The 13,261-nt window shown below is 58.4% G+C and carries 13 protein-coding genes and 1 other RNA gene; 7 read left to right on the top strand and 7 right to left on the bottom strand.

Annotated features, from left to right (window positions below; translation table 11 throughout):
* Window positions 1-124 precede the first annotated feature (124 nt).
* The 5 genes from ftsE to smpB all read left to right on the top strand — a co-directional run bounded on the left by ftsE (window position 125) and on the right by smpB (window position 4,521).
* The gene (gene ftsE / locus ACRQHG_RS03840; protein ID WP_026429511.1) at window positions 125-817 is read left to right on the top strand and encodes a cell division ATP-binding protein FtsE; all 693 of its coding nucleotides are present in this window, start codon (window positions 125-127) and stop codon (window positions 815-817) included.
* A complete protein-coding gene (gene ftsX / locus ACRQHG_RS03835; RefSeq protein ID WP_435719591.1) occupies window positions 817-1,731 on the top strand; it encodes a permease-like cell division protein FtsX in 915 nt (304 codons plus the stop codon). The genes ftsE and ftsX overlap by 1 nt, the downstream gene beginning before the upstream one ends.
* A gap of 62 nt (window positions 1,732-1,793) precedes the next feature.
* Complete coding sequence (locus ACRQHG_RS03830) at window positions 1,794-3,110, top strand: murein hydrolase activator EnvC family protein (protein ID WP_435713218.1); 1,317 nt, start codon at window positions 1,794-1,796, stop codon at window positions 3,108-3,110.
* Window positions 3,111-3,192: 82 nt separating this feature from the next.
* Window positions 3,193-3,975: a hypothetical protein gene (locus ACRQHG_RS03825; RefSeq protein ID WP_435713217.1), complete on the top strand. Its 783-nt coding sequence runs from the start codon at window positions 3,193-3,195 to the stop codon at window positions 3,973-3,975.
* Window positions 3,976-3,990: 15 nt separating this feature from the next.
* Window positions 3,991-4,521, top strand: a complete 531-nt coding sequence (gene smpB / locus ACRQHG_RS03820) for an SsrA-binding protein SmpB (protein WP_026429507.1) — start codon at window positions 3,991-3,993, stop codon at window positions 4,519-4,521.
* 84 nt (window positions 4,522-4,605) lie between these two features.
* Here smpB and ACRQHG_RS03815 read toward each other — a convergent pair whose 3' ends face one another.
* The 6 genes from ACRQHG_RS03815 to ACRQHG_RS03790 form a co-directional block, all read right to left on the bottom strand.
* Window positions 4,606-5,088 (bottom strand): hypothetical protein, encoded by a 483-nt coding sequence (locus ACRQHG_RS03815; RefSeq protein ID WP_435713216.1) that lies wholly within the window; start codon window positions 5,086-5,088, stop codon window positions 4,606-4,608.
* Window positions 5,089-5,282: 194 nt separating this feature from the next.
* Complete coding sequence (locus ACRQHG_RS03810; RefSeq protein ID WP_435713215.1) at window positions 5,283-6,146, bottom strand: ImmA/IrrE family metallo-endopeptidase; 864 nt, start codon at window positions 6,144-6,146, stop codon at window positions 5,283-5,285.
* Window positions 6,143-6,484: a helix-turn-helix domain-containing protein gene (locus tag ACRQHG_RS03805; protein ID WP_435713214.1), complete on the bottom strand. Its 342-nt coding sequence runs from the start codon at window positions 6,482-6,484 to the stop codon at window positions 6,143-6,145. Before ACRQHG_RS03805 ends, ACRQHG_RS03810 begins: the two co-directional genes overlap by 4 nt.
* A 91-nt stretch (window positions 6,485-6,575) precedes the next feature.
* Window positions 6,576-6,949: a transfer-messenger RNA gene (gene ssrA / locus ACRQHG_RS03800) on the bottom strand.
* A gap of 260 nt (window positions 6,950-7,209) precedes the next feature.
* Window positions 7,210-8,178 (bottom strand): YxiH-YxzG fusion protein, encoded by a 969-nt coding sequence (locus tag ACRQHG_RS03795; RefSeq protein ID WP_435713213.1) that lies wholly within the window; start codon window positions 8,176-8,178, stop codon window positions 7,210-7,212.
* A 121-nt stretch (window positions 8,179-8,299) separates the two neighbouring features.
* Window positions 8,300-9,346, bottom strand: coding sequence for a hypothetical protein (locus ACRQHG_RS03790; protein ID WP_435713212.1), 1,047 nt, complete (start codon window positions 9,344-9,346; stop codon window positions 8,300-8,302).
* Between the two features lie 240 nt (window positions 9,347-9,586).
* Between ACRQHG_RS03790 and ACRQHG_RS03785 the strand changes: the two genes are divergently transcribed.
* On the top strand, window positions 9,587-10,606 hold the full coding sequence (locus tag ACRQHG_RS03785) for a Cna B-type domain-containing protein (RefSeq protein ID WP_435713211.1): 1,020 nt from the start codon (window positions 9,587-9,589) through the stop codon (window positions 10,604-10,606).
* A 292-nt stretch (window positions 10,607-10,898) separates the two neighbouring features.
* Window positions 10,899-11,975 carry an inositol-3-phosphate synthase gene (locus ACRQHG_RS03780; protein WP_435713682.1) on the top strand — a complete coding sequence of 359 codons (1,077 nt, stop codon included), beginning with the start codon at window positions 10,899-10,901 and terminating at the stop codon, window positions 11,973-11,975.
* A gap of 239 nt (window positions 11,976-12,214) precedes the next feature.
* Here ACRQHG_RS03780 and ACRQHG_RS03775 read toward each other — a convergent pair whose 3' ends face one another.
* Complete coding sequence (locus tag ACRQHG_RS03775) at window positions 12,215-12,640, bottom strand: DoxX family protein (protein ID WP_435719589.1); 426 nt, start codon at window positions 12,638-12,640, stop codon at window positions 12,215-12,217.
* Between the last annotated feature and the right edge of the window lie 621 nt (window positions 12,641-13,261).

Genomic DNA, 13,261 nt, shown 5'->3' with positions numbered 1-13,261 from the left:
TGACTAAGTGGGGAAAGCGGGGGAGAAAACGCATGAATTTCCCCGGGTACGCGGCGCGTCCCGCGCGATTTTACGGCCTGTTCCGTAGGGTAAAGCACGATAGTAGTAATCTAAGGGCAAGTTTATGATCACATTTACCAAGGTGACGAAGCTCTACCAGAAGGGCGCGAAACCCGCGCTGGACTCGGTGAGCGCGGATATTGACCGCGGCGAATTCGTTTTCCTCGTGGGCCCCTCCGGTTCGGGAAAATCAACGATGCTTTCGCTCATCAACGTTGCCGAACGGCCAACATCCGGAAAAATCGAGGTGCTCGGCAAGGATCTCGCCACTGTTTCCCAGCGGCGCGTTCCCTTCCTGCGGCGCCGCATCGGCACGGTGTTCCAAGATTTCCGGCTCCTTCCCGATAAGAACGTGCACGATAACGTGGCGCTCGCGCTCCAGGTCATCGGCGCGCCCCGCCACCGCATCCGCACCGAAGTGCCGGAAGTGCTGGAAATGGTGGGCCTGGACGGCAAGGAACGTCGCCGCATGAACGAACTTTCGGGCGGGGAACAGCAGCGCGTGGCCATCGCCCGCGCCATGGTCAATCGCCCCGAAATCCTCCTCGCCGACGAACCGACCGGCAACCTGGATCAAAATACCGGGCTGTCGATTATGCGCCTCCTGGATCGCATCAACCGCTCGGGAACCACGGTGGTCATGGCCACCCATGATGCCACCGTCGTCAATCAGATGCGTAAACGCGTTATTGAGCTGGCCAACGGCGTGATCGTCCGCGATCAGGATCGCGGCCAGTACGGAGGAGGGCAACACTAATGCGCAGTCGTTTCGTCCTGTCCCAAACATTCAAGGGACTTATCAATAACAAGGCGATGGCTGCCTCGGTTTCCCTCGTCACTTTCGTTTCCCTGCTTTTCGTGGGTGCGGCGGCGCTGCTCCAAACCCAGATCAGCCACCTGCGTGCCGATTGGTATAGCCAGGTGGAAGTCTCGGTGTTTATGTGCGCGGCGAATGACGCCACCGAACCCTGCGCCGGTAACGAAGCCACCGAGGAACAAATCAAGGCCATCGATACCGCCCTGACCACCGAACCGCTCGCCTCCCAGGTGGAGCGCTACGAATTCGAAACCAAAGAAGAAGCCTTCGCGAACTACCGCGAACAAATGGGCGATTCGGTGTGGCGTGACACGGTGACCGCCGACCAGATGCAGGTCTCCTTCCGCGTCAAATTACACGACCCGGAAAAGTACCAGGTCCTCGTGGAAGACCTCGGCAACCGCCCCGGAGTGCAGAGCGTGTACGACCAGCGCGAACAAATCGAGCCGGTCTTCGCCACCCTCAACCGCTTCACCGCGATTGCCGGCGGGCTGGCCGCGGTCATGATCCTCACCGCGCTCCTCCTCATCCCCACCACGATCCGCCTCTCGGCAATGTCGCGGCGTAACGAAACGGGGATTATGCGCTACGTGGGCGCCTCGAATTTCTTCATTGAGCTGCCCTTCATCCTTGAAGGAATTATCGCCTCGCTCGTCGGCGCAGTTTTCGCGGTCGGCGGGCTGTGGCTGGCAGCGAAATTCCTGCTCGAGGACTGGATTTCCCAATCGCTGCCGTGGATTCGCGTGATCGGCGTCAGCGAAGCCCTCCAGGTAGCGCCCTGGCTGCTCATCGGTTCGGTTGTGGTGTCCGGCCTGGCATCCTGGATCGCTTTGCGCAGGTACGCGCGCGTGTAGTGAACGTGGGGCGACGGCGCCGCGGCGTCGTCGTACCGCATACGGATAGGAAAGGTGAACCGGTGAGAATCGGGAGCAGACGATGGTTGGGAGCGCTGGCTGCGGGGGCGCTGGGCCTTGCCGGGTTAGCGACGCCGGCGCGTGCCGATGACCGCGATGACCTCGTCCGCCAGCAAGAACAGCAGGAAGCTGAAATTGAGAATCTGCGTTCCTCCCTCGAGGGCGTGGACGTGGATTTGCAGAACGTCTACCTCAAGTTGCAAGAAACGCAGGCGCAGGTCCCCGGGGCGCAGGCCGCGTTATTGCAGGCGCAGAACGACGCCGCAGCAGCCCAGCGCGAACAGGAAAAGATCGGTGCGCGCCTGGATGCGGCCGAGGGGGAGCTCGATTCCATCACCACCTCGATTGCCCAGGGGGAGAAGAAACTGAGCGAAACGCGCGATAACCTCGGCGAGATTGCGCGTTCCGAATATCGCGGCGATAATCGGGTTTCCACCGTGGAGCTCCTGATCGGCGCGAAATCGAGCGCGGATTTCTTCAATGCGCTGTCCGCAAACCAGGCGATCACCCGGGTGCAATCCCAAACTCTCACCGACGTCACCCAAACCACGGCCGCGAACCGGACCCGCGCCCAGCGGCAAAAGGCAGTGCAGGGGGAGATCTCCCAGCTCAAGAGCCAGGCCGATGCCGCGGTGGCGGAAAAGAAAACGAAGGAAGCGCAGGCCGCGGCCCGCACCAAGGAGCTCGCGGACCTGGAAGCTTCCGTCACCCAGCAATCCCAGGCTTTGGAGGCCCGGCGCGGGGAATTCCAGAACTCGCTGTCGGCCATGAACGCGGCCCGCGATGATACCGCCGCGCAGATCGCCCGCATTGACGAAGAAAACCGGCGGCGCGCCGCGGAAGCGGCAGCTCAGGGCGGTGGCGGGGGAGGTGCCCCGGCGGCGCCCCCGGCAGCTTCGGGTGCGCTCATTCCGCCCGTGCCGGCCCCGCTTTACGTGACTTCGCCCTTCGGGATGCGGGTCTATCCCTTCGACGGCGGCTGGTGGATGCACGAGGGCGTGGACTTGCGTTCGGCCTGCGGTAATCCGCAATACGCGGCGGCCGCCGGGGTGGTGGCGGCGGTGCGCCCGGCCTCCGGCAACGGCACGCACGGCAACCAGGTCATCCTCAACCTCGGCTATATCAACGGCTCGTCCTACGTGGTGGTGTATAACCACCTCTCCGGTTTCAATGTGTCCGTGGGGCAGAGCGTGGGCCAGGGCGATGTGATCGGCTGGACCGGCATGACGGGCATGGTCACCGGTTGCCACGTACACTTTGAGGTGTGGCAGGACGGCGTGGTCATCGACCCGATGTCCCTGCCCGGATTCTACGAATAGCGCGGCGCTACCCGCTCGCCTCGCGCGGCCAAATGGCCCGGCGCCAGGAGCGGCCTGACGCGAAGTTGACGAAGAGGATGTCATGACACAAGCACACGGCTCAACCGATCCCGCTCCCACCACCGACGCAGCCTCAACCGTACGTGACACCGCGCCGGGCGTTTCTAGTACGACGACGCCGCAACGGCCGGGCAGCTCATCTGGAACAGAGAAACCGGCCGGAGCGGTTGCTCAGCCCGGAGTGGACGGGGCGGCTGGGGCGGACGGGGCGGCTGGGGCGGACGGGGCGGTTGCTCAGCCCGGTGCCGCTACCAAACCCAGGGAAACCGAGAAGGCAGTTCCGGCTGGCGAGGGCGCAGGTGCTCCGACCTCCGCGGAAGCATCCGTGCCGGCGAAGAAGAAGCAGAAAACTGATGTGAGCGAGTATTCGCGCCGGCAATTGGAGAAGCGCTACGCGCGTGGGCAGCGCAAGGCAACCGCCTACGAGGTGCTCACAGGGGTGCTGGGATTGGTGCTCGCCTGGTTTGTGTGGGATCGGGCTGCTATTACCGATTCGCCTTACGCGGTGGGAACGTTGCTTTTCGCGGTTGGTTTCGCGGCGCTCATTGTGCTGGCGATGGTACGCCGCATGATTAATACGATTGCCACGCGGCGGGGGATCGCGGTAGCCGGGGTAGCTACCGGCGTGACTACTTTTGTTATTGGATTGATTATCACCTTGACGGTGAATACCGATGCGGCAGCTGCGCCGTCGTTCTTCACCGATCATCTGCTGGACGTGAGCGCGCCGGCGGTGGTGCTGCTGTCCGGAACCCTGATTTTTGTGTGGTTCCTCATCACGGATCAGCGCGAACTCAAGGATTAGAACGGAGAAGCCCGCGTGGCGAAGAAAAAAGAAGGAAAGCTGAGCGCGGCCCAGCAGGCGAAAGCGGCGGCCGATGCGCATCAGGTGATCGCGCGCAATAAGAAAGCGCGCCACGATTATTTCATTGAGGACACCTTTGAGGCGGGGATGTCGCTATCCGGGACCGAGGTGAAGGCGCTGCGCATGGGCCGGGCCTCGCTGGTGGACGGCTGGATTGAGGTGGATCGCGGGCAGGTGTACGCGCACGGGATTAATATCCCGATTTACGCGATGGGGACGTGGACGAATCACGCACCCACCCGCAAGCGGCGCCTGCTGCTGCACAAATCCGAGATCGAGAAGCTGGCGCGCGCGGTCGAGGCGAAGGGCTATACGATTGTGCCCCTCGAGCTGTATTTCGTGCGCGGGCTGGCCAAGCTGGAAATCGCGGTGGCCAAGGGCAAGCAGGAATGGGATAAGCGCGAGACGATCCGCCGGCGCGAAGCGGACCGGGAGGCGCAGCGGGCGATGTCTGCCGCCCGGCGCCGCGAAGGGTTGGTGCGGTAGCGTTTCCTTGCAATGAGTGGCACAGCTTGAAGCTGCGCATCTTGGGGTTGGTGAAGTCGCCCTGTGAAGGCGCAGCATCCTGACCTAACGCAGCCCGTTCGCTGAGATGACCAGTCGGACGGTGCGATCCGCATGCATTGCTTTTATGAAGGTTTTACTTGGCGTGATGTAGTCGATGAACCATGCGTCGCCATTGTTCCAGCTTTTCGCGGGCAGGGTGAGAATTGGCGAATACGCGCAGAAATTATCCCGAAGCTCGCCCAGGGTTCCCGCTGGGGCGCTACCGAAGGCAATTACGTTATTCCGATTTGTATCACTTTGCTCGTATACACCGATATCGACGTTCTCGAGCAGAGTGCAGGTGCCGTCCCCATTATTTTTCGAGTTGCCAAAAGGTGTTTTATCGATGATGCTCACCTCGAGGCTTTTACCCTTGTATTTATTGAATGTGGCTGTTGTTGCGGGAGTCGGGGTTGGCGTTGGTGCTGATTCTTTGGACTTGCTAGTGGTGCCGCACGCAGTGAGAGCGAGGGCGGCGATCATGGTTAAGATAATCTGCCGTTTCACACTCTGATTTTAGTTGTGGTTCCCTGAGCTGGGCGGTGCTACAAGTCCCGCAGTATTCCGCCTCGGCCCGGTGCGCTTATTCTTTTGGCACACAGGCAGAGAGCTCCAGAACTTAAGGAGTGATCGGCCGTCGGAATTGGGCTACTTTTTGACCGCTGCTTACATCGGCCCCGTGTCGAGAATATACATCGCAACTATCCGCCCGTTGAGATCGCCGGCTCCCGGGTGGTGCGGCCTGATTCACCTGTCAAAAGGGCCAATTCCTCAGCAGTTAATTCCGCCCCGGTATCGTGAGGGGCAGTAGCCGTAACATCCGGCATCTCAACAGGAGTGATTCCAGCTGCTCGCAACTCTTTAAGCAGAACGTGGTAATCATTTCTGCCCGTCAGGCGCGCGATAGCGGCCGGGCCAATGGCACCCCATCGATAGCCTTCAATCGCTCGAGCAAGAAGTTTCTGAGGAGCGCGTGGTTGTTCTGCCAGCGCAGCGAGGAGCTTGTATTCGGACAACCATCCAAATTGCGCGGCAAGTGAAGGTGCGGGAATATCCCTCCATTCTTCACATGTACTCTGGTCGATAACACCACTCTCACGAAGCTGCACGGCAGCGTCCGCCGGCGAAACCAGGTAGCTGTGAACAAGATCCGATAACACAGCTAGAGTGGGTTCTTTTTCCTGCATGACATCAGCTACAGCTTCTGCTGGCATAAGGAAATGCCGAGCGAAAGCATCTGCCTGATCCTCCCGCGGAGTACCTGTGCCCCATTCCTGTGAAGTGCTCATGTGGCGGTTAAGATGCCCTAGCCACAGATGGCCAAGTTCATGAGCAAGCGTAGAACGTAGCTGCATGGGCTGATCCGTACAACCCACCGCAACAAGCCGCTTATTTTCCCAGTCCACCACCATCCCGTGACCAGGCGCGGCACCAACAACAAACGCGACACCAACGTTCATAACGCGTTCAAGTAGCTGGGTCACGCTGAGAATCGGTGCGGATCCTAAATCGTGTTCCTGGCGGAATTGCGCAGCAGCTTTCCGGGCAATTTCTTCGTTGCTCATGCCGCCTCCGGAATTCCAATATCGTCAAGGCGCCGGGCAAGACCAAGAGCGTAGACAAGGTAATCATAGAGACCCTCAGCGCCCGCGGTGTCCGTACGGCCGGCATAACGGACCTCACTCTGAATTGAGTCCGTACCCCGTAGATGATCAACCAGAACTCCGCAGGCATCAGCAATAAGGGAAAGCTCAATGAGAGCTGCCGGGCGTTCCCCCGCCTCTATCCGGTGGATTGTGGATTGGGACAGGCCCGAACTTGCAGCTAAATCGCGCTGCGACATTCCCACGCACGCACGCGCGGCGGCAATACGCTGGCCGATCCAAGCTTCATTAGCGCTCATACTGAATCACTCTCCCCACAATCTGATTCTACAAGAACCTCCGTGCAAAAGTAAGCACCCGCGCCGAAAAATCGGAGCGGGTGCTCATCATAAGTGGAGATGCCGGGAATCGAACCCGGGTCCGACGATAGCCAAAGGAGTATTCTCCGGGCGCAGTTCGTTGATAGTTGTTTTCGGCTCCAGGGTTCCACACGAACCAGGCCCTGACGAACCTATCTATGTTGGTGTCGCGAGCACGCCCGTAGCAAACGTACTCACCAGTGGCTTTCTCAACGATGCTGAGGTCTAGGCGGAAAGCACACCTAGTTCAGCAGATTTCGCAGGTCGCTTAGCTTAGGCAGCGAGGGCGAAATCGGTGCTCTTGTTCTTGGCACCTATAGGTTGCAGAGAGCGTTATCGAGGTGACTCTACATCCTCGGCCCGCTTCCCTCCGACTAACTACCGCCGTCGAAACCGATCATCCCCGTATGCTGTTATCAAACAGTTCCACCCGCACGGCATTCAACGCCAGTAACGCGGTGGATTCACTAGTCTACAACGACGGCGCCGCATGCGCTATTCCCGCTGCTATGTAATGAGATCCGAATTCTATTTCGGAGTATGAATCTGTACCTATTTTTAAATTGTTAACGTAGATGTGTTGGAGAGGGGAGCAGCGTTAGGCGGAGATGCCGGGAATCGAACTCGGCTCCGACACTAGCCACAGGAGTATTCTCAGGCCAGCCTCACGCTTCCACCCACACCTCATCCACATCCAGCACAAACCACCGATGCAGGCTGTCGATGAAGTGGATGGCGGAACCGCGGGACCCGGCGGGATAATACGGAAGCGTGGCATCGTCCGCGTGTTGTACCTGGCAGCGGGTGATTTCGTGATAGCCGTTGCTCGTATCCGCAAAGGCGCAGATAGGTTCGCGGTAATCGCCGTAGGCCAACACGTGATTTCCCGAAACTGCCAAACCTCTCAGCCGCGGTATTTCCTTGCGGGTATCAATAATCCGCGTAATCCGATCCCCTGCGATCGTAACCAGCGGGAAGTCTGAGTAGGGGCAAATAACCGTCTGCTCTTCGGTGCAATTCATGGCATAGCAATCGGCAATAAAGGTCAGGCGGGCCAGCTCCTCACCGAACTCCGGTTCCACATCGTGCCGGTCAGGATACAGCCATTCGGCTTTCAGCTCGCTATTCCAGCGGCAGAGCCCACAAAATCCAATCGCGAGGTTCTCCGCCTCGCCGCTTTTCTCCCCGCGGACTCCGAAATCCCAGCCGAAGTTATCAAGAATTCCTTCATCGAAATAACTTGTCCAGATGCTGCCATCGCTGAGGGCCTGAACATCTTGGATACCATCGCCGAGCACGCCGGATCGCACCAGTTCCCCGTCCACTGTATAGATGTAGGCGTTGTGCGTGGCTTCATGCCGGTCGCTGGACCACCGGCATCGCGCGCCGACGGCAAGGAACGTACCGTCAGGCAAGTATTGGATACAGGGAACGGAAACGGGCAGATCGACGGGTGCCGATGCGATGCGCATGGTCCCATCAGCATTGTGCAGCGCGAAAATTGCGTCCGCTTCTTCGGAAACGAAAACCCGCGGAAAATTCTCGTTACGTTCAAAGAACCGCGCGTATCCCTCTTCATCGCTCCAGATCACCACCGGCAACCCGTGATAACTAATGGATGCTTGGACAAGCACAGCGTCCTTAACTGGCGGTTGCAGAGTTGCTTGGTACCGGGGCGTGATAACGCGCATTTCTTCAGCCTTTCCCTCGCTTCACTTTTTCACGCTAAGGTACGACGACGCCGCACCGCTCACGCTACTCATCCGGCCACACGTCGTTGATATCCAGGGTTATCCAGACGCCATCCTCATCAATATCGTGGATGGTAGGTCCGACGTAATTCGAAGATGAGAACGAGTCGGTATCGAATTCCTTCGGATAACGTAGCTCGCAGGTCTCAACTACTCGGTACCCGTCGCTGATATCAATGAGTGTGATAATCGGTTTACCACGCCAGGACCAAATAAGGACGCGGTCACCGGAGATTGCCACGCCGGGTACCCCCTCGAATTCTCCTTGGGTGTCGACGTATCTGGTAATTTCGTGATTTTCAATAGTAATGATGGAACACGATGTACTTGGAAGAACGACCGTCTGATCCACGTCAAAATTCATGGAGGATATGTGGAACATCGTTGCGTAGAAAGCGCCTCGATCACCGAATTGCGGGCGTAGTTCTTCCATGGTGGGATAAACCCATATCGGTTCCAGTTCGCTATTCCAATGAATGAGGCCGGTGACCTCAAATGGTTCACGAGAGCGCAGATTGGACGCGTTGCTTGGAAACTGTGGATCCCAACCAAGGTTGTCGCCTATGCCTTCGTCGAAGTAGCTGGTCCAGAAGGTTCCATCGCTCAGCGCTTGAACCTTGTATATTGCATCCCCAACAGTTCCGCTTCTAATCAGCTTGCCTTCGAAGTCGTAGATGAACGCATTGTGGCCGGTACGGTTCTCCTCTGCAGACCACCAGCATCGTCCTCCGATAATAAGAAAAGCTCCCGAAGGTAAGGATTGGATACTGGGGAAACAGACGGGAAATCGGAAAATTGGTGTTTTCTGGATAACCTTGCCCTCGGCATTATGCCTTGTTAGCAGGGCGTCAACGACTCCATCGACATATGCGTTGGCGGTGCAACCGCCGTTTGACCGCCCGAAAAACTTACGCAAGTCCTCAGCAGTGCTCCAGATCGCCACCGGTAATCCATCGTAGCTAATAGATGCCTCCACAAGCGCAGCTCCGATAACCGGCGGTTCCAGCGTGGCTTGATATTTAGGCGTGATGACGCGTATTTCTTCGGACATACTCCAGTTTCTCATAATCAATTTTTCCGCGCCATCGTGGCATATGTGCTGGTGGGGGAGGTGGCTGCGTCGTCGTTTTTAAAGTGCGGGACTTAGAGCCCGCACGTCACGTTTTCGATGAGCGAGGATGAGACAAGCAGCCGCGCGAAAACAAGAAAACACGCCTTTTCGCGACCGGAATGCGGCGATGATGATGTCCTGCGCCCCGGGTATGGCTGAGCTGATGAAGGGAGGACGAAGATGACGTATATGCGAAAACTCGGTGCTGCAGCGGTAGCGCTCCTTCTGGCTTTGCTGGGGATCGCATCCTCCGCGCAAGCGCAACCGGCCGATAGTCCGGCCGCGCGGATAGAGTGCCCGGCCAAGGAACACCCGGATTTCATCACTCTGGAGCTGTGGGGAACGCAGTTCACGCGCGATGCCGAAGGCAATCTGCTCACGGACGTGCCGAAGGAAACGATCAAGTACGCGGTCTTCAAGGTCTATCAGGATCGTAGTGAACAAATCTGGATCAATCCGCGCTACGAGGCGAGCAAGGACCAATTCGAGGTCATCAATTATCCCTCAACGGTTGACGACTGGAATTTTACTTTTAGTGTTCCCCGGTACGAGCTTGCCGGCCCTACCTGGAGAGATAACGAGGTTGAGTACAATATCACCGAAATTCCCACGCCCGGGTACCGCAGCGATGTGGGCATGAATCCGGATGGCACCCTCAAGTTCACGAATACCCTGGCCACCGATGTCTCGGCAACGAAGGCCTGGCAAGATAACGATAATGCTAAGCAGACCCGCCCGGAGAACATCACTTTCGTTCTGCTCGGTGATGGCAAGGAAGTCGCCCGTAAGACTGTTGGTGAAGCGGAAGGCTGGACGGCCACCTTCGCTGAAGTGGATAAATGCGCGGGTGGTTATCTCATTAATTACGAGATCGCGGAAGTTGCCGTTGAGGGGTATACCTCGGCCGTGACGGGCAATATGACGGACGGGTTCGTGGTGACGAACTCTATCGTGCCGCCCACTCCCACGCCGACCCCGACTCCGTCGGTTCCGGAAACGACTCCGCCGACGCCGCCGGCAACGACTCCACCCGTAACAACACCGCCAACATCCTCGCAAACTCCTACTCCCACAACCACGCCCACGCCGCGCGAGCGGCTCGTGAAAACGGGAACGTCCCTGGCCGGCCCGGCCGTGACGCTGGCAGGTCTCGCGTGCCTGGCAGCGGGAGGAGTGATGGTGGTACGACGGCGCAGCTAAGCGCCGCGGACTCGGCACAGTAATGTGACTCATCGTGGGGCGGCGACGCCAAAAAGTCGCCCCCCCACTTCCCGTACACCCGCGAATCCCCGCGCGCGCCTACGCCACCTCACGCGCGCGACTCAACCACATCCACCCGCAAGGTCTCTTCACAAATGCACATTTAAGTGCCATAGTGGCTTGGTGATGGGGGGAACAGGTGCCCCGTTCAGTCTCGCTCACCGCGGCGCCCGCCGCACCGATGGCTGAAAAAACAATCACGTTTCATCAATAACTACAAAGGAGTAACCGTATGTCGATTCGCGTTGCCATTGTGGGAGTAGGTAATTGTGCGTCCTCGCTGGTGCAGGGCGTGACTTACTACCACGGCGCATCTGAAAGCGAAACGGTCCCGGGCCTTATGCACGTGGTATTTGGCGATTACCATATTCGAGATATCGAGTTCGTCGCGGCCTTCGATGTCGATGCCAAGAAAGTCGGCGCTGACCTGGCCACCGCGATCAACGCTAGTGAAAATAACACAATTAAAATCTGTGATGTGGCACCTACCGGTGTGGAGGTGCTGCGCGGGCCCACGCTCGATGGCCTGGGGGAGTACTACCGCGCCACTATTACAGAATCCGATGCTGAACCCGTTGACGTGGTGGCTGCGCTCAAGGAATCGCGGGCCGATGTGCTGGTCTCCTACCTCCCGGTCGGCTCCGAAGAGGCCGCGAAGTTCTACGCGCAGGCCGCCCTCGATGCTGGCGTCGCCCTGATTAATTGCATGCCGGTCTTCATTGCTTCCAACCCGGAGTGGGCCCAGAAGTTCACGGACGCGGGCGTACCGATTGTGGGCGATGATATTAAGAGCCAGATCGGCGCGACCATTACCCACCGGGTGCTCGCCCGCCTTTTCGAGGAGCGCGGCATTTCCCTCGATCACACCTACCAGCTCAATGTGGGCGGCAATATGGACTTCAAGAATATGTTGCAGCGCTCGCGCCTGGAGTCGAAGAAGATTTCCAAAACCCAGGCGGTCACCAGCAATATCACCCAGCACCTCGACCCGCACGATATCCACGTGGGTCCCTCCGATTGGGTGCCCTGGCTCGAGGACCGCAAATTCGCTTTCGTGCGCCTGGAAGGCCGCAATTTCGGCGATATTCCGGTCAAGCTGGAATACAAGCTCGAGGTCTGGGATTCCCCGAATTCAGCCGGCGTGGTCATCGACGCAATCCGCGCCGCCAAGATCGCCCTCGACCGCGGCATCGGCGGCCCGCTACTCTCCGCCAGCTCCTATTTCATGAAGTCGCCGGCGCAGCAGCGCCCCGATGAGGAAGCCCGCGCGGCGGTGGAAGCCTTCATCCGCGGGGAAGTGGAGCGCTAAGCCCGGCTAGATAGCGCTAAGCCTGTCTAACCGCTACAGAGCCGGGCCCGCCTCAGCGCCCCGGCGTTGCCGGCATCCCGGCATTTCATCTCAACAAACGTGGCGGCCGTTTCCCCTACAAGGAACGGCCGCCACGTTGTTTACAGTTGTGCAATAATTTTCGCACAGCTCGCGTCTGCGCAGGTAGGTACGACGCCGCAGCTCACCGGCCCATGGCCACTCGCGCCACCACCGTTTCTTTAGTGATTCGTCGCCGCGGAATCCGCCTTCGCGTTCGCATGAGCCTTGGCGCCAGCTTCCGCCTCAGCGATCTTCATAAGATTCCACCCCTGCTTAATAAGCACAGCCTGGAGGGGGAGCCGGCCATAAGCAATCGCCTTGAGCGGCCAGGGCTTATTCCGCCACTGGTAGGCCATGTAGATATTCGCCGGGAAAACGGCGAGGAACAGTGCGATGGCCGCCGCGCCGCCGAGCTTGCGGGTGCGGCGGTGCGCAATGAGTCCGGCCGTCACCATTTCCGCGACCCCGGAGGCCAACGTATAGGCTCGCGGCTCGCCGGGAAGCTGGGGCGGGATGATGGAATCGAAGGGCTCGGGAGCGATGAAGTGCAGGGCTCCCATGCCGGTGAGGAGGCCGGTAAGGAGCTGGGGATCTTTGCGTGACATAACTTGATCGTAGACCTGGTATGAGGCTGTATTCAATTATTTCGCGAACAAGCGCGACGAATTGGCGCCGCTTACCTCGCCAAATTTGTCGCTAGACAACCATGGACACATTGCGTACTTTTCGTCAATTTTCGTGTGGTGCTCATAACATAAAGTTCTTTACTAATCTGTGAAAATTTATTTCAAATCAACAATTTAGGTCTAGGGTCCTAGAAGGGGCCGTGCTACGGTGGCGTGAAAAAATGCGGGGGGGGGGGTGCCATTTTCGGGGATTTTTAGCGCCATAGTACGCCAATTTTCCAAGTGTAAAGATTTGCAAAATATTTTCAGGCTGGGAGCCGTCTGGGAACTTTGGCGGAGATGAATCACGTTTCACCTTACTGGACAGTAGGTAGTTCCTCCCGTAGCTTGTTAAGGCGATTGATAACTATTAGTTATACGGCGGGCTGATCAACCACTTCCGGTGATCAATCCTTCGTGTAATGGACAGGATGAGCGTGAATTTTCGGGCGATACCGGCAACGGTTGCAACGATCGTGGCCGCAGAGAGTGTCTAATGGTTTGTGTGTGAGGGTGAAAACCACCTAGGAGATAAACCAGAATGACTACCGTGAAACAAGA

It is taken from the genome of Actinotignum vesiculae, from assembly GCF_051267215.1.
Lineage (GTDB): Bacteria > Actinomycetota > Actinomycetes > Actinomycetales > Actinomycetaceae > Actinotignum > Actinotignum schaalii.
Note: the sequence above shows the minus strand (reverse complement) of the source record. Positions and strands in the feature narration are given on the sequence as shown.

What these genes read in the sequence shown, in the direction of transcription:
- ftsE (WP_026429511.1), top strand. Translation starts at nt 125, where the DNA reads ATGATCACATTTACCAAGGTGACGAAGCTCTACCAGAAGGGCGCGAAA.
- ftsX (WP_435719591.1), top strand. Translation starts at nt 817, where the DNA reads ATGCGCAGTCGTTTCGTCCTGTCCCAAACATTCAAGGGACTTATCAAT.
- ACRQHG_RS03825 (WP_435713217.1), top strand. Translation starts at nt 3,193, where the DNA reads ATGACACAAGCACACGGCTCAACCGATCCCGCTCCCACCACCGACGCA.
- ACRQHG_RS03810 (WP_435713215.1), bottom strand. Translation starts at nt 6,146, where the DNA reads ATGAGCAACGAAGAAATTGCCCGGAAAGCTGCTGCGCAATTCCGCCAG.
- ACRQHG_RS03805 (WP_435713214.1), bottom strand. Translation starts at nt 6,484, where the DNA reads ATGAGCGCTAATGAAGCTTGGATCGGCCAGCGTATTGCCGCCGCGCGT.
- ACRQHG_RS03790 (WP_435713212.1), bottom strand. Translation starts at nt 9,346, where the DNA reads ATGTCCGAAGAAATACGCGTCATCACGCCTAAATATCAAGCCACGCTG.
- ACRQHG_RS03785 (WP_435713211.1), top strand. Translation starts at nt 9,587, where the DNA reads ATGACGTATATGCGAAAACTCGGTGCTGCAGCGGTAGCGCTCCTTCTG.
- ACRQHG_RS03780 (WP_435713682.1), top strand. Translation starts at nt 10,899, where the DNA reads ATGTCGATTCGCGTTGCCATTGTGGGAGTAGGTAATTGTGCGTCCTCG.
- ACRQHG_RS03775 (WP_435719589.1), bottom strand. Translation starts at nt 12,640, where the DNA reads ATGTCACGCAAAGATCCCCAGCTCCTTACCGGCCTCCTCACCGGCATG.